At 75.0% G+C, this 20,453-nt stretch carries 17 protein-coding genes; 5 read left to right on the top strand and 12 right to left on the bottom strand.

Features of this window, described 5'->3' with window-relative positions; translation table 11 throughout:
- Positions 1-94 precede the first annotated feature (94 nt).
- Entirely contained in the window at positions 95-3,382 is a 3,288-nt protein-coding gene (locus tag IF73_RS0135050; protein WP_031015095.1) for a BTAD domain-containing putative transcriptional regulator, read from the bottom strand.
- A 155-nt stretch (positions 3,383-3,537) separates the two neighbouring features.
- Between IF73_RS0135050 and IF73_RS0135045 the strand changes: the two genes are divergently transcribed.
- The gene (locus IF73_RS0135045; protein ID WP_051717635.1) at positions 3,538-5,067 is read left to right on the top strand and encodes an MFS transporter; all 1,530 of its coding nucleotides are present in this window, start codon (positions 3,538-3,540) and stop codon (positions 5,065-5,067) included.
- 182 nt (positions 5,068-5,249) lie between these two features.
- Positions 5,250-5,801, top strand: a complete 552-nt coding sequence (locus IF73_RS0135040; RefSeq protein WP_031015086.1) for a hypothetical protein — start codon at positions 5,250-5,252, stop codon at positions 5,799-5,801.
- A 72-nt stretch (positions 5,802-5,873) separates the two neighbouring features.
- Here the strand turns inward: IF73_RS0135040 and IF73_RS0135035 are convergent, their stop codons facing one another.
- From IF73_RS0135035 to IF73_RS0135020, 4 genes are all read right to left on the bottom strand, one after another.
- On the bottom strand, positions 5,874-6,215 hold the full coding sequence (locus tag IF73_RS0135035; RefSeq protein WP_031015085.1) for a DUF5713 family protein: 342 nt from the start codon (positions 6,213-6,215) through the stop codon (positions 5,874-5,876).
- Positions 6,216-6,296: 81 nt separating this feature from the next.
- Positions 6,297-7,073, bottom strand: a complete 777-nt coding sequence (locus IF73_RS0135030; RefSeq protein ID WP_031015084.1) for a GNAT family N-acetyltransferase — start codon at positions 7,071-7,073, stop codon at positions 6,297-6,299.
- A 79-nt stretch (positions 7,074-7,152) separates the two neighbouring features.
- Positions 7,153-7,692, bottom strand: coding sequence for a cupin domain-containing protein (locus tag IF73_RS0135025; protein WP_031015083.1), 540 nt, complete (start codon positions 7,690-7,692; stop codon positions 7,153-7,155).
- 89 nt (positions 7,693-7,781) lie between these two features.
- On the bottom strand, positions 7,782-9,002 hold the full coding sequence (locus IF73_RS0135020) for a cytochrome P450 (RefSeq protein WP_031015082.1): 1,221 nt from the start codon (positions 9,000-9,002) through the stop codon (positions 7,782-7,784).
- 367 nt (positions 9,003-9,369) lie between these two features.
- Between IF73_RS0135020 and paaK the strand changes: the two genes are divergently transcribed.
- Positions 9,370-10,659 (top strand): phenylacetate--CoA ligase PaaK, encoded by a 1,290-nt coding sequence (gene paaK, locus IF73_RS0135015; RefSeq protein ID WP_031015074.1) that lies wholly within the window; start codon positions 9,370-9,372, stop codon positions 10,657-10,659.
- A 123-nt stretch (positions 10,660-10,782) separates the two neighbouring features.
- Here paaK and IF73_RS0135010 read toward each other — a convergent pair whose 3' ends face one another.
- A complete protein-coding gene (locus IF73_RS0135010; protein ID WP_031015072.1) occupies positions 10,783-11,136 on the bottom strand; it encodes a winged helix-turn-helix transcriptional regulator in 354 nt (117 codons plus the stop codon).
- An 87-nt stretch (positions 11,137-11,223) separates the two neighbouring features.
- On the opposite strand from IF73_RS0135010, the gene IF73_RS0135005 reads away from it, so the two are divergent.
- Entirely contained in the window at positions 11,224-12,123 is a 900-nt protein-coding gene (locus tag IF73_RS0135005) for an NAD(P)-dependent oxidoreductase (protein WP_031015070.1), read from the top strand.
- Between the two features lie 181 nt (positions 12,124-12,304).
- Complete coding sequence (locus IF73_RS0135000) at positions 12,305-14,719, top strand: penicillin acylase family protein (RefSeq protein WP_051717633.1); 2,415 nt, start codon at positions 12,305-12,307, stop codon at positions 14,717-14,719.
- A 48-nt stretch (positions 14,720-14,767) separates the two neighbouring features.
- Here IF73_RS0135000 and IF73_RS0134995 read toward each other — a convergent pair whose 3' ends face one another.
- From IF73_RS0134995 to IF73_RS0134970, 6 genes are all read right to left on the bottom strand, one after another.
- Positions 14,768-15,868, bottom strand: a complete 1,101-nt coding sequence (locus IF73_RS0134995; RefSeq protein WP_031015066.1) for a calcium:proton antiporter — start codon at positions 15,866-15,868, stop codon at positions 14,768-14,770.
- 79 nt (positions 15,869-15,947) lie between these two features.
- Positions 15,948-16,352 (bottom strand): MarR family winged helix-turn-helix transcriptional regulator, encoded by a 405-nt coding sequence (locus tag IF73_RS0134990; RefSeq protein WP_051717637.1) that lies wholly within the window; start codon positions 16,350-16,352, stop codon positions 15,948-15,950.
- Positions 16,353-16,633: 281 nt separating this feature from the next.
- Positions 16,634-17,146: a DUF5709 domain-containing protein gene (locus IF73_RS0134985; RefSeq protein ID WP_031015062.1), complete on the bottom strand. Its 513-nt coding sequence runs from the start codon at positions 17,144-17,146 to the stop codon at positions 16,634-16,636.
- A 15-nt stretch (positions 17,147-17,161) separates the two neighbouring features.
- Positions 17,162-17,413 (bottom strand): DUF6480 family protein, encoded by a 252-nt coding sequence (locus tag IF73_RS0134980; RefSeq protein ID WP_031015061.1) that lies wholly within the window; start codon positions 17,411-17,413, stop codon positions 17,162-17,164.
- A 361-nt stretch (positions 17,414-17,774) separates the two neighbouring features.
- The gene (locus tag IF73_RS0134975; RefSeq protein WP_031015059.1) at positions 17,775-19,334 is read right to left on the bottom strand and encodes an acyl-CoA synthetase; all 1,560 of its coding nucleotides are present in this window, start codon (positions 19,332-19,334) and stop codon (positions 17,775-17,777) included.
- Positions 19,334-20,440 (bottom strand): NAD(P)H-dependent flavin oxidoreductase, encoded by a 1,107-nt coding sequence (locus IF73_RS0134970; protein WP_031015057.1) that lies wholly within the window; start codon positions 20,438-20,440, stop codon positions 19,334-19,336. The genes IF73_RS0134975 and IF73_RS0134970 overlap by 1 nt, the downstream gene beginning before the upstream one ends.
- Positions 20,441-20,453 lie beyond the last annotated feature (13 nt).

Below are 20,453 nucleotides of genomic sequence, written 5' to 3'. Positions count from 1 at the left end.
TCCAGTACGAGGACTTCCACCCGGCACGCCGAGAGCACGCACCTGACGCCGCGGGGCCGCCCTTCGGGCGACGACGGGAGTTTGACGACAGGACCTAGACCGCCTCGCCGGGTGTGGCCGCGCCGCGCGCGTACTCCGCGTCGTACGTCTCCGGGCCCAGGGCGGCCCGGGCCCGGGCGGTGATCCGGAGGACGTCGTCGTGCTCGCCCTCCGGGAGCGGCACGCCGACCCCGGCGCGGGTGGCGGCGGCCGCGCCGAGGAGACGGGCCGCGCGGGCCGGGTCCCCGGCGAGGGAGACGGCGCCCGCGAGACCCTCCAGACCGAGCGCGAGCGCGCGGGGGTCGCCGGTCGCCCGGGCGGCGGCGAGACCCGCGCCCTGGAGCTCCAGGGCGCGGTCGGTGTCGCCGCGCAGTTCTGCCGCGAAGCCCAGCTCGGCCAGGATCAGCGCGGGCATGCCCGGTTCGTAGCCCATCCGCCGGTGGGTGTCGAGGACGTTGCGCATGTGGGCCTCGGCGGCGTCGAGGTCGCCCTCGCGGCGGGCGCCCATGCCGAGGCCGATCTCCGCGTACTGCTCGCCGAAGCTGTCGGTCTGCTCGACGGCGATCCGCCGGGCCCGCTCGTGGAACTCCCGTGCCCGCCCGTACTCCCGGGTGAGCAGCGCGATCCGGCCCAGGCCGGAGAGCTGGAAGGAGACCTCCCGGCGCAGGTCCAGGCGCTCCGCGATCTCCAGGCAGATCCGGTGCAGTTCACCGGCGTACGCGTACTCGCCCACGATCTCCGCCCGGGTCTGGAGCGGCACCATGGCCTGCAACTGACCCCACGCGTCACCGAGTTCACGGAACAGCTCCAGGCTCCGCTCGCCGTCGCGCAGCAACGCCGCGAAGTCGCCGCGGAGTTTGGCGTGGAAGGAGCGGGTGGCCAGGGCCGCCGCCGTCCCCCACCGGTCGCCCAGCTCCTCGAAACGGGCGAGCGCGCCGTCGACGAGAGCGGCGCTCGCCGTGGCGTCCCCGATGCCGTAGAGGTGGGAGCCGAGGAACCACGCGGCGCGCGCCTGCTCCAGCGGGTCGCGCACGTTCTCGTAGGCGCGGAGGGCGGAGCGGTGGTCGGCGGCGGGGTCGGCGCTGCCGCCCGAGGCGAGCCGGACTCCGCCGAGCCAGGCCGTGGCCCGGGCGACGAGCGCGGCGGGCGCGGGGCCGGGGACGGCGAGGGCGGCGGCGAGGGAGCGCTCGGCCTCGGCGCCCCTGCCGCGCAGCCGCCAGTACCAGCAGAGCGAGGTGGCGAGCCGGAGCGCGGTCTCCGCCTCCCCGGCGCGGACCGCGGAGTCGAGGGCGCCGCGCAGGTTCGCGGTCTCGTCGTCGAGGCGGCGGAGCCAGTACGCCTGCTCGGCGCCCCGCAGCAGCGGCTCGGCGCGCTCGGCGAGCCGCAGGTAGTGGGCCCGGTGGGCGCCGCGTACGGCCTCCGTCTCGCCTGCCTCCCGCAGCCGCTCCTCCCCGTAGGCGGCCACCGATTCGAGGAGGCGGTAGCGCACGGCCCCGTCCGGGCCCGCGGGCGCGGCGACGACGAGGGAGGCGTCGACGAGCCGGGCGAGGAGGTCGAGGACGTCGGCCGGGTCGGGCTCCCGGCCGGGGACGCCGGCCGACACCTCCTCGGCGGCGTCGAGGGTACAGCCGTCGGCATGCACGGCGAGGCGCCGCAGCACGGCCCGCTCCCCCGTGCCGAGCAGGTCCCAGCTCCAGTCGAGGACCGAGCGGAGGGTCCGCTGGCGGGCGGGGGCGTCACGGGCGCCGACGGCGAGCAGCCGGAAGCGGTCGTCGAGCCGCGCCGCGACCTCCCGGACGCCGAGGGCACGCACGCGCGTGGCGGCCATCTCCAGGGCGAGCGGGATGCCGTCGAGCCGCCGGCAGATCGCCGCGACGGCGCCGGCCGTGTCCGCGTCCAGGCTGAAGCCGGGCGCGGCGGCGGTGGCCCGGGCGACGAAGAGCTCCACCGCGCCGAACCGGCCCGGCTCGTCCGGGTCCAGCGGCTCCCCCGGCTCGGGGCGGGGCAGCGGCGGGACCTCGTGCAGGTGCTCGCCGGTGAGGCCGAGCGGGACCTGGCTGGTGGCGAGGATCCGCAGCGCGGGAGCGGCGGCGAGGAGGCGGGCGGCCAGTGCGGCGACGGGCTCGACGACGTGCTCGCAGTTGTCGAGGACGAGCAGGACGGGGGCGTCGCCGAGGGCGCGGGCGATCCGGTCGACCAGCGGGAGCGGGTCGGTGCCCGGGGCGGGCGGCACGTCGTCGCGGACCCCCGCGACGCGGCCGACGGCCTCCGTGACCTCCGCGGAGGCGGTGTCCCGGCGACGCCCGCCCCCGGCGCGGTCGAGGGCGGCGAGCTCCACGAGCCGCACCCCGCCGGGGAACGCGCCCGCCGCACGGGCGGCGGCGGCCAGGGCCAGCCGGGTCTTGCCGACCCCGCCGGAGCCGGTGAGGGTGACCAGCCGGCCGGTACGGAGCAGGGCCCCGATCTCCTCGACGGCGGCGTCACGGCCGATGAGACCGGTGAGCGCGGCGGGCACGGCCGGGCCCGAGGCAGGGGCGGGTGAGGCGGCCCGGAGGGAGGCGGTGGTGGTGGCGGCCGTGCGGGTCGGCGCCGGGGTCAGGTCGGCGGAGTGGGTGAGGATCGCCCGGTGCAGGGCGGCGAGTTCGGGGCCGGGGTCCACGCCCAGCTCCTCCGCGAGCAGGGTCCGCACCTCCTCGTACCCGGTCAGCGCCTCGCTCTGGCGGCCGGAGAGGTACAGGGCGCGGAGGTGGGCGGCGCGCAGCCGCTCCCGGAGCGGGTGCAGCGCGACCGGACCGCCGAGTTCGTCGGCGACCTCGGCGTGCAGCCCGAGGGCCAGGCGCGCCTCGGCGCGCTCCTCCAGGACCGAGAGCCGCCGCTCCTCCAGGCGGGCGGCGGTGACCCGGGCGAACTCCTCGTCGGCGAAGTCCGCGAACGCGGGGCCGCGCCACTCGGCGAGCGCGTCGCCGAGGAGTCCGGCGCGCACGGCGGGGTCGGCCGCTGCCCCGGCCCGCTCGGCGAGGTCGAGGAAGCGGTCGGCGTCCACGCCGGCGGGCGGTGCCTCGAGGACGTAGCCGGGCGGGCGGGAGACGAGCAGCCGCCGGGCGCCGGGCTCGGCCTTCTCCAGGGCCCTGCGCAGGCGCCACACCTTGTTCTGAAGGACGCCGGCGGGCCGGGCGGGCGGGTCGTGCGGCCACACCTCGTCGACCAGGCGGTCGGCGGGCACGACCTCCCGACGGTGCGTCAGGAGGCAGGCGAGCAGGGCGCGGACCTTCGCCTCGGGGACCGTGACCTCGGCCCCGTCCTCCGTCCACACGGCCAGCGGCCCCAGCACTCCGAAACGCATGCCGATCACCCTAGATCACGCCGCCGACAACGGGCCGGGAGAGAACCGAGAGGGGCCCGAGAGCGCCTCCCGGCAGGGTCGTCACCAAGACACCAGGTCACCGAGGTCACCGGGACCACAACCCGACTCCCTCGACACAGCAGGAAGGGACGATCATGTCCGTCATCTCACCGGTGGGCGCCCAGCCGCTCGCGGGGCGCCGGGAGTGGGCGGGGCTCGCCGTGCTGGCGCTGCCCACGCTGCTCATCTCGCTCGACCAGAGCGTGCTGTTCCTGGCCCTTCCGCACCTCGTGGAGTCGCTCCGCCCGACCGGCACCCAGTCCTTGTGGATCATGGACGCGTACGGGTTCCTCATCGCCGGCTTCCTCATCACGATGGGCGCGCTCGGCAACCGGATCGGGCGGCGCAGGCTGCTCCTCGTGGGGGCCGTGGCGGTCGCCCTGACCTCGCTGCTCGCCGCGTACGCGACCAGCGCGGAGCTGCTGATCGCGGCCCGGGCGCTGCTCGGTGTCGCGGCGGCCACGCTGATGCCGTCGACGCTGTCGCTGATCAACAGCATGTTCCACGACCCGGGGCAGCGCGGCCGGGCGATCGCCGTGTGGGCGGGGTGCTTCATGGCGGGCACGGCGCTCGGGCCGGTCGTCGGCGGTCTGCTGCTCGAACGCTTCTGGTGGGGCTCGGTCTTCCTCCTCGGCGTGCCGGTGATGCTGGTCCTGCTCGTGGCCGGGCCCCGGCTGCTTCCGGAGTACAAGGAGCCGGGCGGCGGGCGGCTGGACCTGGTGAGCGTCGTCCTGTCGCTGGCGGCGGTGCTGCCGGTGGTCCACGGGCTGAAGGAGCTGGCCCGGCACGGCTGGTCGACGGCCCCGCTGCTGTCGCTGGCGGGCGGCCTGGCCGTCGGCGCTGTCTTCGTGGCGCGGCAGCGGCGGATCGAGCACCCGCTGCTCGACCTGGGGCTGCTGCGGGGCCGGGGGTTCGCGGCGGCGCTGGCGATCCTGCTGGTCTCGATGATCGCCACGGCCGGGAGCTATCTCTTCATCACCGGCTACCTCCAGCTGGTCGCCGGCCTGTCGCCGATGGAGGCCGGACTGTGGATGGTGCCGTCGGCGATCGCGTCGATCGTGGCGGCGCAGCTGGCGCCGACGCTGGCCCGGCGCTTCCCGGTGCACCTGGTGGTGGCGGGCGGTCTGCTGGTGGCGGCGCTGGGCTACGGGCTGCTGGTCCTGGTGGGGCCGGTGGGCGGGATGCCGCTGCTGGTCGCCGGTTTCGTGGCGGCGTTCTTCGGCGGCGGGCCGATCGGCGCGCTGGGCACCGCTCTGGTGGTGGGTTCGGCGCCGCCGGAGCGGGCCGGTTCGGCGGCGGCGCTCTCGTCGGTCTGCGGCGACCTCGGCGCGGCCCTGGGCGTGGCGCTCCTGGGCAGCCTCGGCACGGCCGTCTACCAGGGCTCGGTGACGGTCCCCGACGGCGTGTCGCCGCAGCTGGCGGAGGCGGTCCGGAGCGGCGCGGACGCCGCGCTCGTGGCCGCGCAGGCCCTCCCGGCGGGTGCGGCGGAGACGGCCGGCCGGGTGCTGGACGCGGCCCGCGAGGCGTACACGAACGGCCTGAACGCGGCCGGCGCGGTCTGCGCGGTGATCGCCGTGGCGTCGGCGGCCATCGCGGCGACCACCCTGCGCAAGGCGTCGGACTGAGCGCCAGGCTGTCCGGCTGAGCGCGGACGGCCGACTGAGCGCCGAGCGGTCTGTCGCGGCCGTGGCCGAGCGCAGACGCAACCTTCGCGCGCCGGCCGCGGTCTGATCATCTGTCGAGGCCGTCGCCGGGCATGACCGGCGACGGGCCTCCTTACCCGGACCGTGCATCGCGGAGGACCCCCATGAACGACGTCACCACCCCCCGGCCCTCCCCCGAGGCCCTGTCCGAGCTGCTGGAGGCCGACCGGACGCGGGCGCTCCAGGCGATCACGCCACCGTGGCCGGCGCTCCTGTTGTCGGTGGTCTGCGCGGCCGCGGTGTGGGCGCCGGACGCCGGTGTCGCGCGGACGGTGGCGGTGCTGTCCGTGGTGGCGCCCGCGGGGTGGATCCTGCTGCGGAACGGGGCGCTGACCCGGGAGGCGATCGTCTACGCGCCGGACGACCCGGAGGACGACGGTCCCGCGGATCCGGCACTGGCCGCGCGGGTGGCCTCACGCATGCTGGTGATCACCCATGTGGTCACCTCCGCCGTGCTCGCCGCGGCGGTGCTGTTCGTGCCGCTGAGCTGGCTGCGCGTCCTCCTCCCGCTGTTCTGCCTGTGGGGTGTCGTCGACCTGTTCCGCCAGGCCCGGGCTCGCCGCCGGGCCCTCGCGGTGATCGCGCGAAGCCAGGGCGAGCCCTGGTACCCGGCGTACCGCGCCCGGATCGAGGCCCGCCGGGCCGTGCTGAGCTGACGGCCGCACCGCCACAGGCACAGGCACAGGCACAGGCCCGAGCCGCACCGACGCGGAGCACGGCGGGTGCCGTCACCACTCCCTGGTGGCGATCAGCTCCTCCCGGTCCGCGTCGGCGAAGCCGTACGCCGTGGCGACGAACCAGAAGTCCCCGCCTATCTCGTCGCGCGCCACGGTCTCGATCTCGCTGCCGGCCGCCTCGAACTCCGCCTCCAGGCGGTTGAACTCCTCCGTCGCCGCGTGCGTGAGCCCGTACAGCGCCGGCAGGTCGGCGGGGCGCTCGGACTCGATCCGCTCGCAGAGCCGGAGCAGGATCTCCCGGCCCTTGTCCACGACGTGGTCGGGGAAGTACCCGTCCTCGTACAGGCCGCGCAGGAACGCGTGCTCCGCCACCTTCTCGTTCGCGATCGTCATGCGGGTCCCCTCCCGTGCGTGCTCTCTCCTCCCGATGATGCCCCGAGGCACCGACAGTGCCGACAACGCCGCCGACGCCGCTCAGCCGTGCACGTACGGCGTGGTCGTGGTGAGCGGCACGAAGCCGAGGCGCTGGAGGATGGGGCGGCTGGTGGGGGCCGCGTCGACCTGCACGTACCGGTGGCCGTGGGCGGCCGCGACGCGGGCCCGGTGGGCGACGAGCGCGCGGTAGAGGCCCCGGCCGCGCCACTCCTGGACGGTGCCGCCGCCCCAGAGTCCGGCGAAGTCGGTGCCCGGGTAGAGCTCCAGGCGGGCCGCGCTGACGGGGACCCCGTCGGCGAGGGCGAGGACGGCGAGGACGGTGCCGGGGTCGGCGGCCAGCCGGTCGAGGAGGCGGCGGCCGAGGTCGGAGCTGTCGGTGCCGAAGGCCCGTTCGTGGACCTCGACGACCTGCCGCACGCCCTCCGGGTCGGTGACCTCGCGGAGTTCGACGCCGTGCGGCAGCGCCGCCGGACCGCCCTGGGCGCCCGCCTCGGCGACCAGCAGGGTCTCAGGCTCCTCGGCGGTGAAGCCGGCCGCGAGGAGCCGTGCGCCGAGGTCGGCGGGGCCGTCGTGGCCGTACAGCTTCCATTCGAAGGGGACGCCCTCGGCGCGGTAGTGGGCGAGCTGCGCGGCGATGGCCGCGTCGGCGGTGTGCGCGTCGAGGCCGGACCAGAGGACGCCGTTCCAGGCGTGGGCGGGGCCGGTCTGGCGGACGACGGCGCCGGCGCGTTCGACACGGCAGCCGGGTCCATCGGGGCGCGCGGCCCGCCGCAGCTGCCGGTCGTACAGGTCGAGGAGGTGGGGTGTGTCGTTCATCGCCGCCATTGAAGATCGGCCCCCGGGCGCGGGCAACGTCTTTTCGGCCCGGTCCGCGCGCCCGGGGGTGCTCCGCCGGTCAGGTCCCGGCGTCGTGCCGGAGCGGGGTGATCTGGTCGATGTCGTACCGCACGCGAAGTCGTTCGATGGCGGCGTGGTCGACCTCGCCGCCGTCCCCGGCCTCCGCGAGGATCTCCATCAGCTCCTCGAAGTACCGCTCGTGGTCGGGCGGCGGCGACGCCTGGAACAGCATCCGGGCCGGGGTGCCGGTGGGGTTGGCGAAGGCGTGCGGGCAGCCCGGCGGCACCAGGATGAGGGTGCCGGGGGTGGCCCGTACCGCCCGCTGCCCGGAGGCGGACTCCCACTCCCGCCAGCTGTCGCGGGTGCGGACGAGCGGTTCGAAGGCGAGGACGTCGAGTTCGCCGTCGAGGAGGTAGAACAGCTCCTCGCTGTGCCCGTGGGCGTGGGCGCCGACGTCGAAGCCGGGCGGGACCACGACCTCGAAGGTGGAGGCCGTACGGGAGTGTTCGCCGGTCACCTTGAAGGTGACGTGCTGCGCCGCGGTGGTCAGGGTGCGGCCGTGTCCGGGCGGGACGACGAGCCCGCCGGCGGCGCCGATGGCGGTGGCGGTCACGGGGTGCCTGCTCTCGTCACGGGGTGCCTCCTCCGGTCATGGGGTGCCTCCTCCTGTCACGGTCACGGTCACGGTCACCAGGTCACGGGAAGGGTCTCGGGCCCGCGGATGAGGGCGCCGCGCTGCCAGCGGAGGGCGTCCTCGGGGACGGCGAGCCGCAGCTTCGGGAAGCGGGTCCACAGGGAGGCGAGGAGGATCTCGGACTCGATGCGGGCGAGGGCGGAGCCCGGGCAGTAGTGCGGTCCGTGGCCGAAGGCGACGTGCGGGTTGTAGGCGCGGTCGAAGTCGAGCCGCTCGGGCTCGGGGAAGACGTCGGGGTCGCGGTTGGCGGTCAGGTACGAGACGTAGACGGGGTCCCCGGCGGGGATGCGGACGCCGCCGACCTCGACGTCCTCGGTCGCGATCCGGGAGAGGCCGACGGCGTTGCGGTGCGGGATGTACCGCAGCAGCTCGTCGACGGCCTGCGGGATCAGCTCGGGTTCGGCGCGCAGCCGGGCGAGGTGTTCGGGGTGGGTGAGCAGCGCGTAGACCATGTTGGCGCTGTTGTTGCGGACGGCGTGGGCGCCGCCGATCTGGATGAGGACGGCGAGTCCGACGGCCTCGTGCTCGGTGAGCGTCCCGTCGTCGACGGCGTCGGCGAGGACGGCGGCGAGCTGGTCGCTGTCGGCGCCGTGGCGGCGGCCGATGAGCTCGGTGAAGTAGGCGCCCATCTCGGCCTTGGCCCGCTCGCTGGCCTCGCGGCCCGCGCCGGCGGAGATGATGGTGTCGGACCACTGGGCCATGAGCGGCCGGTCGGCCTCGGGAACGCCCATCAGTTCGCTGACCATGGCGAGCGGGAAGGGCCGGTTGACCGACTCCATGAGGTCGGCGGGCGCGCCCCGCTCCTCCATCGCGTCGAGGAGTGCGTCCATGACGTCCTGCGCGTGGTCGCGCAGCGAGCGCAGGGCGCGGGCGCTGAAGGCGCGGGCGACGACCCGGCGCATCCGGGTGTGGTCCGGCGGGTCGGCGAACCCGACGGCGCCCTCCATCGGGATGAAGTGGGGGGCGAGCCGGGTGATGGAGCGGCCCCAGACGGCCTGGCGGCTGAAGCGGGGGTCCACGGAGACGAACTTGACGTCCTCGTAGCGGGTGACCAGCCAGGCGTGGCCCTCGCCGTGCGGGAGGCGGACGCGGGTGACCGGGTCCTCGTGGAGGAGCTTGGCGAGCGTCGGGTCGAAGTCGAGGCCGGTGAGGTCGGGCACGGCCCAGAAGTGGACCTCGGGGGCGCCGGCGGTTCCGGGGGCGGTGGTGGTCACAGCGTCACCCCCGCGGGGGCGGTGGGGTGCGGCACAGGCATGACGTTCGCTTTCGTCCGGGCGCGCGGGTACGGGCCCGCCGGTCCCGGTGCCGGGCGGCGGGGTGTCCGGGGCCGCGGGGCCCCGGACGGTCCGACGGGTCCCCCGGACCCGTCGCCGGTATGCGTACGCCACCGTGAACCCACCCCATGGTGTGACGGCGGCACGCCCACCCGCCGGGCTCCGGCCGGCCGGGAAAAGGTGGCGCCGGGCCCTTGCCAAGACCCCGCCCGGGAACGTTTTACTGGCCCCCACACGTATCTACCGAATGATCGGTCGTCCGTTTTCCGGAGCCGGCGGCCGGGCGAGTGGCGAGGAGTGGCGGCGCATGAAGGAACTGCTGGACGGCGGCGAACGGCTCGGCCGCGAGGAGCTGGCGGCGCTCCAGCTGGAGCGGCTGCGGAGCACCCTGCGGCACGCGTACGCGCATGTGGAGTTCCATCGGCGCGCCTTCGACGCGGCGGGGGTGCACCCGGACGACTGCCGCTCGCTCGCCGACCTGGCCCGCTTCCCCTTCACCACCAAGGCGGACCTGCGCGACCACTACCCGTTCGGGATGTTCGCCGTCGACCGCTCGCGGATCCGCCGCGTCCACGCCTCCAGCGGCACCACCGGACTGCCGACCGTCGTCGGGTACACGGAGAGTGACCTGGAGGTGTGGGCCGACGTGGTGGCCCGTTCGCTGCGGGCGGCCGGCGCCCGGCCGGGTGACCGGGTGCACGTGGCGTACGGCTACGGCCTGTTCACCGGCGGTCTCGGGGCGCACTACGGCGCAGAGCGGCTCGGCTGCACGGTGATCCCGGCCTCCGGCGGGATGACCGCCCGTCAGGTGCGCCTGATCCAGGACTTCGAGCCCGACATCATCATGGTGACGCCCAGTTACATGCTGACCCTGCTCGACGAGTTCGAGCGGCAGGGCGTGGACCCGCGCTCGACCTCCCTCAGGGTGGGCGTCTTCGGCGCGGAGCCGTGGACGGAGGCGATGCGCGCGGAGATCGAGGAGCGGTTCGCGATCGACGCGGTCGACATCTACGGCCTGTCGGAGGTGATGGGGCCGGGAGTGGCGCAGGAGTGCGTGGAGACCAAGGACGGCCTCCACGTCTGGGAGGACCACTTCTATCCGGAGGTCGTCGACCCGATCACGGGCGAGGTGCTGCCGGACGGCGAGCAGGGCGAGCTGGTCTTCACCTCGCTCACCAAGGAGGCCATGCCGGTGGTCCGCTACCGCACCCGGGACCTGACCCGGCTGCTCCCCGGCACCGCACGGCCCGCGTTCCGGCGGATGGAGAAGGTGACGGGCCGCAGCGACGACATGATCATCCTGCGTGGGGTGAACCTCTTCCCCACCCAGATCGAGGAGGTCGTGCTGCGGACGCCGGCGGTGGCCCCGCACTTCCAGCTGCGGCTGACCCGGGAGGGCCGGCTCGACGCGCTGACGGTACGGGCGGAGGCCCGCGCCGACGCGACGCCCGCGGACCGGGCGGAGGCCGCCCGGGCGATCGAGCGGTCGGTCAAGGACGGCATCGGCGTCTCGGTCGCGGTCGAGGTGGTGGACCCGGAGACGCTGGAGCGGTCGGTGGGCAAGCTGAAGCGGATCGTGGACCTGCGGGAGAAGTAGCGGGGCCTTCGGGCGCGGCCGGCGGAGTACCCACTTTTTTGTGGGTACTTGTCGCCGCCCGCGGCCCGGGAGAGGGTGAGGACGTCGACAGGGACGGCGCCTCACGGATCCGAAGGGAGCGAGTCAGGAGGCGACGGCCCGCGCCGCGGCCAGCCGGTCGAGGTGCTCGTGGCCCCAGTCCGAGAGCGGGGCCAGCACGAGGGAGAGCGCGAGACCGGTCTCGGTCAGCGAGTAGACGGTCTTGGGCGGCACGACGTCGTGCGTCTCGCGGTGCACGAGTCCGTCCGCCTCCATCTCGCGCAGGGTCTGGGTCAGCACCTTCTCGCTGATCCCCGGCACCTTCCGGCGCAGTTCGCCGGGGCGGTGCGGCCCCGATTCGAGCAGCCACAGCAGCGTGGTCTTCCACTTGCCGTCGATCACCGAGATCGCGGCGGCCACGCCGCAGATCTCGCCCTCGTCGAGGCGGATGCGCGCCATCGTCGTCCCTTTCCCCGTCCGTGTGCGGCCGGTCCGCCGCATCTCCATACCCACCCTAATCCGCATTCTCTGCACAGGAGTTCAGGCATGTCCGTCAACCCGGAGTCCACCCCGTCCCCGTCCGCCGTCACCGTGCTCGGGCTCGGCCCGATGGGCCGCGCGCTGGCCGGCGCGTTCCTGGCCGCCGGGGTCCGCACCACGGTGTGGAACCGCACGCCCGGCCGGGAGGGCGACCTCACCGAGCGGGGCGCCGTCACCGCGGCGAGCGCCGCAGAGGCGGTCGCGGCGAGCCCGCTGACCGTGATCTGCATGGTCAACTACGACGCCACGGACGCGGTGCTGCGGCAGGACGCGGTCGAGGCCGCGCTCAAGGGCCGTACGCTCGTCAACCTCTCCGCCGACACCCCCGGGCGGGCCCGGGACACGGGCGCGTGGGCCGGGGAGCACGGCATCCGCTACCTCGACGGCGCCATCATGACGCCGGCCGGCACGATCGGCACGCCGCACGGGGTCTTCCTGTTCAGCGGCCCGTCCGAGACGTACGAGGAGCACCGGGCGGTGCTCGACGGGCTCGGCGGCACCCACACCCATCTCGGCGAGGAGGTCTCCCGGGCGGCGGCCTTCGACATCGCGCTGCTCGACATCTTCTGGACGTCGATGGCCGGGTACGTGCACGCGCTGGCGCTGGCGGACGCGGAGGGCATCACCCCGCGGGAGCTGGCCCCCTTCGCGGTGGGCATCGCGCAGATCCTGCCGCCGCTGTTCGAGGAGTTCGCCGGGGACGTCGAGGACGGCACGTACTCCGGGGCGATCAACCCGCTGACGTCCGGGGTGTCGACGATGGCGCACGTGGTGCACGCCGCGGAGGAGCACGCCATCGACTCGGGCGTGATGCGCGCCGTGGATGGCCTGGCCCGCCGCACCGTGGCGCTGGGCCACGGCGCGGACGGGTTCTCCCGGATCGCGGAGGTGCTGCGCCGGCGCTGAACGGGCCGGAGGTCGGCGTACCGGGCGCACGGCTCCCGCCCGGGGATCGTGCCGCCGGGCGCGGACGGCGAGGTGGGTCCGACCCGCCCGGCCTCGGATACCGAACGGGATGTTGACAGAGCGAGCGCTTGCTGACTGGATTTGCCAATCGGCTTCGTTCGCTTGCCCGTTGGGAGGCATCTTGCACCTCCGCACCCTCTTCCCCCGCCGCTCCCGGAGGCGGCTGGCGCTGGTGGGCGCCTCGCTCGCCGCCGTCACCGCCGGGCTGCTGCCCGCCGCCGCGGCGGCCGACCCCGGCCAGGGCCGGGAACACCGGCCGTCCGACCGGGGTTTGAGCGCCGTCATCCGGTACACCGAGCACGGCGTGCCGCACATCCTCGCCAAGGACTACGCCGACCTGGGCTTCGGCACGGGCTGGGCGCAGGCCGCGGACCAGATATGCGTGCTCGCCGACGGCTTCCTGACCGTGAACGGCGAGCGCTCGCGCCACTTCGGGGCCACCGGCGCGCCGGACGGCTCGCTCTCCTCCGCGACCTCGAACCTCTCCAGCGACCTGTACTTCCGGGGCGTCAAGGAGGCGGGGACGGTCGAGGCGCTGCTGCGCACCCCGGCTCCGGCCGGGCCGAGCGGCGAGCTGAAGGAGCTGATGCGGGGCTGGGCGGCCGGGTACAACGCCTGGCTGCGGAAGAACCGGGTCACCGATCCGGCCTGTGCGGGCGCCGGATGGGTCCGCCCGGTGACGGCTCTGGACGTCGCCCGGCGCGGCTTCGCCGTGTCGGTGCTCGGCGGACAGGGCCGGGCCGTCGACGGCATCACGGCGGCCCGCCCGCCGGCCGCCGCGTCCCCGGCGCGGGCGGCGGCGGACGGCCCGTCCCCGGAGGCCCTCGCCGAGGCGGCCCGGGCGCTGTTCGCGCCGGAGAACGCCACCATGGGCTCCAACGCGGTCGCCTTCTCCGGCGCGACGACGGCGAACGGGCGGGGGCTGCTGCTCGGCAACCCGCACTACCCGTGGCAGGGCGGCCGCCGGTTCTGGCAGTCGCAGCAGACGATCCCGGGTGAACTGAACGTCTCCGGCGCCTCGCTGCTCGGCACCACCGTCGTCGGCATCGGCTTCAACGACAGGGTCGCCTGGAGCCACACGGTCGCCACCGGGGTGCCGCTGAACCTGCACCAGCTCACGCTGGTGCCCGGCGACCCGACCGCGTACCTGGTCGACGGGAAGCCGGAGCGGATGACCGCCCGCGAGGTCACGGTGGCGGACCGGGACGGCACCCCGGTGACCCGTACCCAGTGGTGGACGCGGTACGGCCCGGTCACCGGCGGGCTCGGCGCGAGCCTGCCGCTGCCGTGGACGGCGACCACCGCCTACGCCCTGAACGACCCCAACGCGGCCAACCTGCGCGGCTCCGACACGGCGCTCGGCTTCGCCAGGGCGCGCTCCACCCGGGACGTCGCCGAGGCGCTGCGCCGCACCCAGGGCCTGCCGTGGGTGAACACGGTCGCCGCGGACGCGGCCGGCCACACCTACTTCGGCCAGGCGCAGGTGCTGCCCCGGATCACCGACGAGCTGGCGGAGCGCTGTTCCACCCCGCTCGGCCGGGCCGTCTACCCGGCCTCGGGCGTCGCCGTCCTCGACGGTTCGCGGACGGAGTGCGCGCTCGGCTCGGACCCGGACGCGGTGCAGCCCGGGATCTTCGGGCCGGCCCGGATGCCGGTCCTCAGGGACGCGCCGTACGCGGTGAACTCCAACGACAGCGCCTGGCTGACCAACGCGGACCGGCCGCTGAGCGGGTACGAGCGGGTCTTCGGGAACATCGGCACGCCGCGCTCGATGCGGACCCGGGGCGGGATCGAGGACGTGTCGGCGATGGCCGCGCGCGGCGGGCTGACGGTGGCGGACCTCCAGCGGCAGCAGTTCGCCAACCGGGTGCCGGCCGCCGGGCTCGCCGCGCCGGACCTGGTCGCCGCCTGCCCGGCGGTGCTGCCGGCGGAGCCCGAGGCGTGCCGGGTGCTCGGCGCGTGGGACGGCACGATGGACTCGGGCAGCAGGGGCGCGCTGCTCTTCGACCGGTTCTGGCGGAAGTTCACCGCGTCGGTGCCGGTGGCGCAGCAGTGGAGGGTGCCGTTCTCGGCGGCGAACCCGGTCCGCACCCCGCGCGGCCTGGACACGGGCACGGCGGGCTTCGCGAAGGCGCTGGCGGACGCGGTGGCGGAGCTCCGGGCGGCGGGGATCCCGCTGGACGCGCCGCTGCGCGACCACCAGTTCGTGGTGCGGGGCGGGGAGCGGATCCCGGTGAGCGGGGGGACGGAGTCGCTGGGCGTCTGGAACAAGACGGAGGCCGTGTGGAACGCGGCCGGCGGCGGCTATGTCGAGGTCGCGCACGGCACGAGCCACGTGCAGGCGGTCGGCTGGGACGGCGGGCGCTGCCCGGTGGCCCGCACCCTGCTCACCTACTCCCAGTCCTCGAACCCGCTCTCGCCGCACCACAGCGACCAGACGGAGCTGTACGCGGGCGAGCGCTGGGTCACCTCCCGGTTCTGCGAGAAGGACATCCTGCGCTCGCCCGGGCTGCGGGTCGTGGTGGTCAGGGACTGAGGCTCCCCGTCAGGGAAGGAGACTCCCTGACGGGGGCCGACGCTCCCGTCAGGGACTGAACGAGAGGAAGACGAAGGCGGCGAAGATCGCGAGATGGACGCCGCCCTGGAGGAGCGTGGCCCGTCCGGGCACCACGGTCAGGGCGCTCACCACGCCGGTGAGGGCGAGCAGGACCATGTGGAGGGGGCCCAGGCCGAGCACCAGGGGCCCGGACAGCCAGATGGAGGCGAGTGCGATCGCCGGGATGGTGAGGCCGATGCTGGCGATCGCGGAGCCGTAGGCGAGGTTGAGGCTGGTCTGCACGCGGTCGCGGCGGGCGGCGCGCACGGCGGCGAGCGTCTCGGGCAGCAGGACCATCAGCGCGATGACGACACCGACGACGGCCTTGGGCAGACCGGCGGACTGGACGCCGTCCTCGATCGTCGGCGAGATCACCTTGGCGTTGCCGACCACGGCGACCAGGGCGACGAGCAGCAGGCCGAGGCTGGCGAGGGTGGCGGCCTTGGTCGGCGGGTCGGCGTGGTCCTCCTCCGAGGACTCCTTGCCCTCGACGGGGACGGGGAGGAAGTAGTCGCGGTGGCGGACGGTCTGGACGGCGACGAAGACGCCGTACAGGGCGAGGGAGGCGGCGGCGGCGAAGGCGAGCTGGGCGCCGGAGAACTCCGGTCCGGGCTGGCTGGTGGTGAAGGTGGGGAGCACCAGGGTCATGGTGGCGAGGGTGCAGACGGTGGCGAGCGCGCCGCCGGAGCCCTCCGCGTTGAAGACGGCGACCCGGTTGCGGAGCGCGGCGACGAGCAGCGCGAGGCCGACGATGCCGTTGCACGTGATCATGACGGCGGCGAAGACGGTGTCCCGCGCGTAGGTCGCGGTCTTCTCGCCGCCGCCCGCCATCAGGCTGACGATGAGTCCGACCTCGATGACGGTGACGGCGACGGCGAGGACGAGCGAGCCGAAGGGCTCGCCGACCCGGTGGGCGATGACCTCGGCGTGGTGGACGGCGGCGAGGACCGCGGCGGCGAGGCAGAGCGCGACGGCGGCCACGGCGACCCCCGGTAGGTCGCGCCCCCAGGCGAAGACCAGCGCAAGCAGGGCCACCACCGGCCCCCACGTGGTCCACTGCCCGGTCAACGCCTTGGTGCTCGAACTCATCGGCTTCTTCCTGCTCAGGGGCGCGCGACTCCCGCCGGGGGCGTGGCTCCCGCCGTGGGGGGCCGCGGCCCGTTCTCCGTCATTGTTCTGCGTCGGCCAGACCGTGCTCGTACGCCGCGAGGGTGTCGATGAACATCCGCCGTTCGGCGGGTCCGAGCGGGGCGAGGGCCGCCCGCCAGGCGCCGGCGCTGCGGCCGAGCCAGCCGTCGACGGCGCTCCTGCGCTCCTCCGCGATCGACACGATCTTGCGTCTGCGGTCGGCGGGGTCCTCCCGCCGCTCCAGGACACCCTTCTTCGCGAGGTCCCCCACCATCAGGCTGACGGTGGTGGGCGCGACCCCCAGTAGCGCGGCCAGTTCGTTGACGCTCTGCGGGCCGTCGAAGAGGAGGTAGGCGAGCAGGGAGAGGTGGCGGGGCGCCAGCGTCAGCGACGCCAGCTCCTCCGGCACCTTGACGCGCTTGACCCGCCCCACCATCCGGGGCATGAGCAGCAGCAGCGTACGGACCGCGTCGTCGAGGTCCGGTCCGGCCGCGCCACTGTCCTCGCGCTCGACTGACACCCTGAACCCTCCGATTCGGCTTTGCTTTCAAAGCAAATAGATCCGGCGGAATCGATGCTACCGGAGGGCACTGCCATGTCCGGGGCGCAGGCAGCGGGCGGGATCGCACGACCCCGCGGTGTACGTACAAGAGGCACGGTTGCTGACGGGCGGGACGGCGCGCGCGTGACCGGCGGGCCTCACCCGGCTCGGGGCGCGGCGGCGGGTCAGGTGTCCTCCTCCTGGGCCTCGGCCCCGTCCACGGCCGTGTCCACGTGCATCGCCGCCTCCTCGGCCGGGGCGGTGCCGTCGTCGCGACCGACGTCACGGGCGACCGCGCGGTCCATGTGGCCGGGACGTGCGGCGTACGGGGCGAGCCGGCCCGCCCGGGTCGCACCGGCCTCCTCGTCGACGGGCTCGCCGGCGCCCTCCGGCAGGTCCCCGATGCCGTCGCCCGTCACCGGCGGCTCCTCGGGCTCCTCCTGGCGGAGCCGCTCGTCGAGCGGCTCGCCCTCGCGCTGCTCGCGCTGCGTGGTGCCGTGGCTGGTGGCGCCCCGGGGGTGGTCGGGCGGCGAGTATCCGGGGGCGCTCATGTCGTCGACGGGGTCGGTCGCGAGGGCGTTGTCGGGGTCGAGGTCGCCGGAGGGGCGGTTGGCGACGTCGGAGTGGGTGGGCTGGTAGACGTCGTCGGCGCGGCCTTCGCCGTCGCCGGGCGTGGTCGGCTGGTCGGCGCGCGGCATGACGGGCTCCCTTCGTCAGTCGGTCGCCAGGAGGATGGCGTACACGAGGAAGAACAGGGCGACCAGGACGACGACCACCCACATCGCCACGAGGGGGCCCTTCGTCCAGCCGCGGGTGAGCGGCCGGTAAGGCCCGGTGGCCGGACCCGTGCCCGATTCCGCCGGGGGCGTCTCGCCGGGGCTCACGCCGCCGGCGGCGCCGTCACCGGGGGTGCCGGGAGGGGCGTGCCACGGGGTGGGGTCGGGATTGCTCGGGCTGCTGGTCATGGCTTCGGTCTCCCTGGGGCGCGGAGGTGCGGGATCCCATGGCGCGGGGGCGCGCCGCCGAGCCGCCGGCCGGGGGCGCGCGCCCGCCGGGGACGGCCGTCCGGGTGCGGCCCCGGCCGGGGCTCGTCCTGTCCCGCGACTTGCCGCCACCGGCGCCTCCGAAACGGTCCTCGGCCGGCTGACGCGCATCGGGTTCCGGCCGGGTCGCGCTCGGTGCGGGCCCTGCTACGGACCGCGTGCGGCGCGGCGGACCGCGGAGCGGTCGCGCTGGGTGCCGGTCCCGCCAGGACCGGTCGCCGAACGGCCGGGAGGGTGCCGGGCGGACCGCCCGGCACCCTCCCGCGAGCCGTTCGCCCCCGCCTCAGAGCGGGCGCTCGCGCCCCTCCCAGTAGGGGTCGCGCAGCCGGCGCTTGTAGAGCTTGCCGTTGGGGTCGCGGGGCATGACGGCGATGAAGTCGAGGGACTTCGGGCGCTTGAATCCGGCCAGGTGGTCCGCGCAGTGGGCCAGGATCTCCGCGGCGAGCGCCGGCCCCTCCTCGTATCCCTCGGCGGTCTCGACGACCGCCTTCACCTCCTCGCCCCAGTCGGCGTGCGGCACGCCGAAGGCGGCGGCGTCGGCGACGGCCGGGTGGGCGAGGAGCGCGGCCTCGATCTCGGCGGGGTAGATGTTGACGCCCCCGGAGATGATCATGTCGATCTTGCGGTCGCGGAGGAAGAGGTAGCCGTCCTCGTCGAGGTAGCCGAGGTCGCCGACGGTGAAGAAGTCGCCGACGCGGCTCTTCGCCGTCTTCGCCTCGTCCTTGTGGTACTGGAAGCCGCCGGTGTTCATCTTCAGGTAGACCGTGCCGAGTTCGCCGGGCGGCAGCCGGTTGCCGTCGTCGTCGAGGATCGCGAGCTCGCTGATCGGCCATGCCCTGCCGACCGTGCCGGGCCGCTTCAGCCACTCCTCGGCGGTGGCGAAGGCGCCGCCGCCCTCGCTGGCCGCGTAGTACTCCTCCACGCACCCGCCCCACCAGGCGATCATCGCCCGTTTGACGTGCTCCGGGCAGGGCGCGGCGCCGTGGATGGCGTGCCGCATCGAGGACACGTCGTACCGCTCGCGGGTCTCCTCGGGGAGGGCGAGGAGCCGGTGGAACTGGGTGGGGACCATGTGGGTGTGGGTGCAGGCGTACGTGTCGATCAGCCGCAGCATCTCCTCCGGCGTCCACTTGTCCATGAGGACCAGCGGGTGCCCGATGTGCAGCGCCGCGGCGGCGAACTGGAGGACGGCCGTGTGGTAGAGCGGCGAACAGACCAGGTGCACGTTGGCGTCGAAGGGCCGGATGCCGAAGATGCCGAGGAAGCCGCCGAGATGGGACTCCTCGGGGAGGCGGCCGGAGAGCGGGCGGCGGATCCCGCGGGGGCGTCCGGTGGTGCCCGAGGTGTAGTTCATGACCCAGCCGAGGGTCCGGTCGCCGGGCGCCGACTCCGGCTGTCCGTCGAGGAGTTCGGCGTACGGGCGGAAGCCGGGCACGGCGCCGACCGCGTACCGCCGGCTCGCCGCGAGGCCCGCCCCGTCGGCGGCGACGGCGGCCGCCTCGGCGAAGCGCTCGTGCGCGATCAGCACCTTGGCGCCGGAGTCGGCGACGATCCAGGCGATCTCCGCGCCCACGAAGTGGTGGTTGACCGGAACGAGGTAGAAGCCGGCCTGGGTGGCGGCGAGATGGGCGGTGAAGAACTCGACGCCGTTCGGCAGCACGACGGCGAAGGCGTCGCCGCGTTCCAGGCCGGCCGCGCGCAGTCCGTGCACCAGCCGGTTGGCGGCGGCGAGCAGCCGGCCGGCCGACCACTCCTCGCCGTCCGGCGCGACCAGCGCCGTCCGGTCCGGGTCGGCGGCGGCCTGTGCCCAGAAGCCGTTCGGGGTCCCGGTCCCGTCGCCCATCACTGGCCCCTTCCGGCGATCCGGTTGATCCGGTCGACGGCCCGCTCGAAGCCGCGGGTCAGCTCGTCGACGACCTGCCGGACGCTCCGCTCGGAGTTCATCCGGCCGACGATCTGGCCGACGGGGGTGCCGAGCAGCGGGTCGATCTCGTACTTCTGGATCCGCGACACGGCCTCCGCGACGAGCAGCCCCTGCAGCGGCATGGGCAGCGGGCCGGGCCCGGCCGGATCCTCCCAGGCGTCGGTCCACTCGGTGCGGAGCTGACGGGCCGGCTTGCCGGTCAGCGCGCGGGACCGGACGGTGTCGCCGGAACCGGCGGCGAGGAGCTTCGCGGTCAGGGCGCGCGAGTGGAGTTCGGCCTCGGTGGTGGTGAGCCAGATCGAGCCGAGCCACACGCCCTGGGCGCCGAGCGCGAGGCCGGCGGCGATCTGCTCGCCGCTGCCGATGCCGCCTGCCGCGAGGACCGGGAGCGGGGAGACGGCGTCCACGACCTCGGGGGTGAGCACCATGGAGGCGATCTCACCGGTGTGGCCGCCGGCCTCGTACCCCTGGGCGACGACGATGTCGATGCCGGCCTCGGCGTGGCGGCGGGCGTGGCGGGCGCTGCCGGCGAGGGCGGCGACGAGCACGCCGTGCTCGTGGGCGCGGGCGACGACGTCCGGAGGCGGCGAGCCGAGGGCGTTGGCCAGCAGCTTGATGGGGTAGTCGAAGGCCACGTCGAGCTGGCTGCGGGCGACCTCCTCCATCCAGCCGGTGATCCGCCAGCCCGACGCCTCGCCCTCGGCGAGTTCCGGCACGCCGTGCTTGGCGAGGACCGACCGGACGTACTCCCGGTGGCCGGCGGGGATCATGTCCTCGACGTCGGCCTCGGTGACGCCCTCGACCTTCTTGGCGGGCATCACGACGTCGAGCCCGTAGGGCCGGCCGTCGGTGTGCTCCTGCATCCAGTCGAGGTCGCGGGCGAGGTCGTCCGGGGCGGTGTAGCGGACCGCGCCCAGGACGCCGAAGCAGCCGGCCCGGCTGAGGGCGGCGGCGACCGCGGGGAAGGGCGTGAAGCCGAAGATGGCGTGCTCGATCCCCAGTGTGCGACTCAGCTCCGTCTCCATGGGCGGCAGGATG

It is taken from the genome of Streptomyces sp. NRRL F-5727 (genome assembly GCF_000719555.1).
Classification (GTDB): domain Bacteria; phylum Actinomycetota; class Actinomycetes; order Streptomycetales; family Streptomycetaceae; genus Streptomyces.
This window is presented reverse-complemented; position numbering and strand designations above follow the sequence as displayed.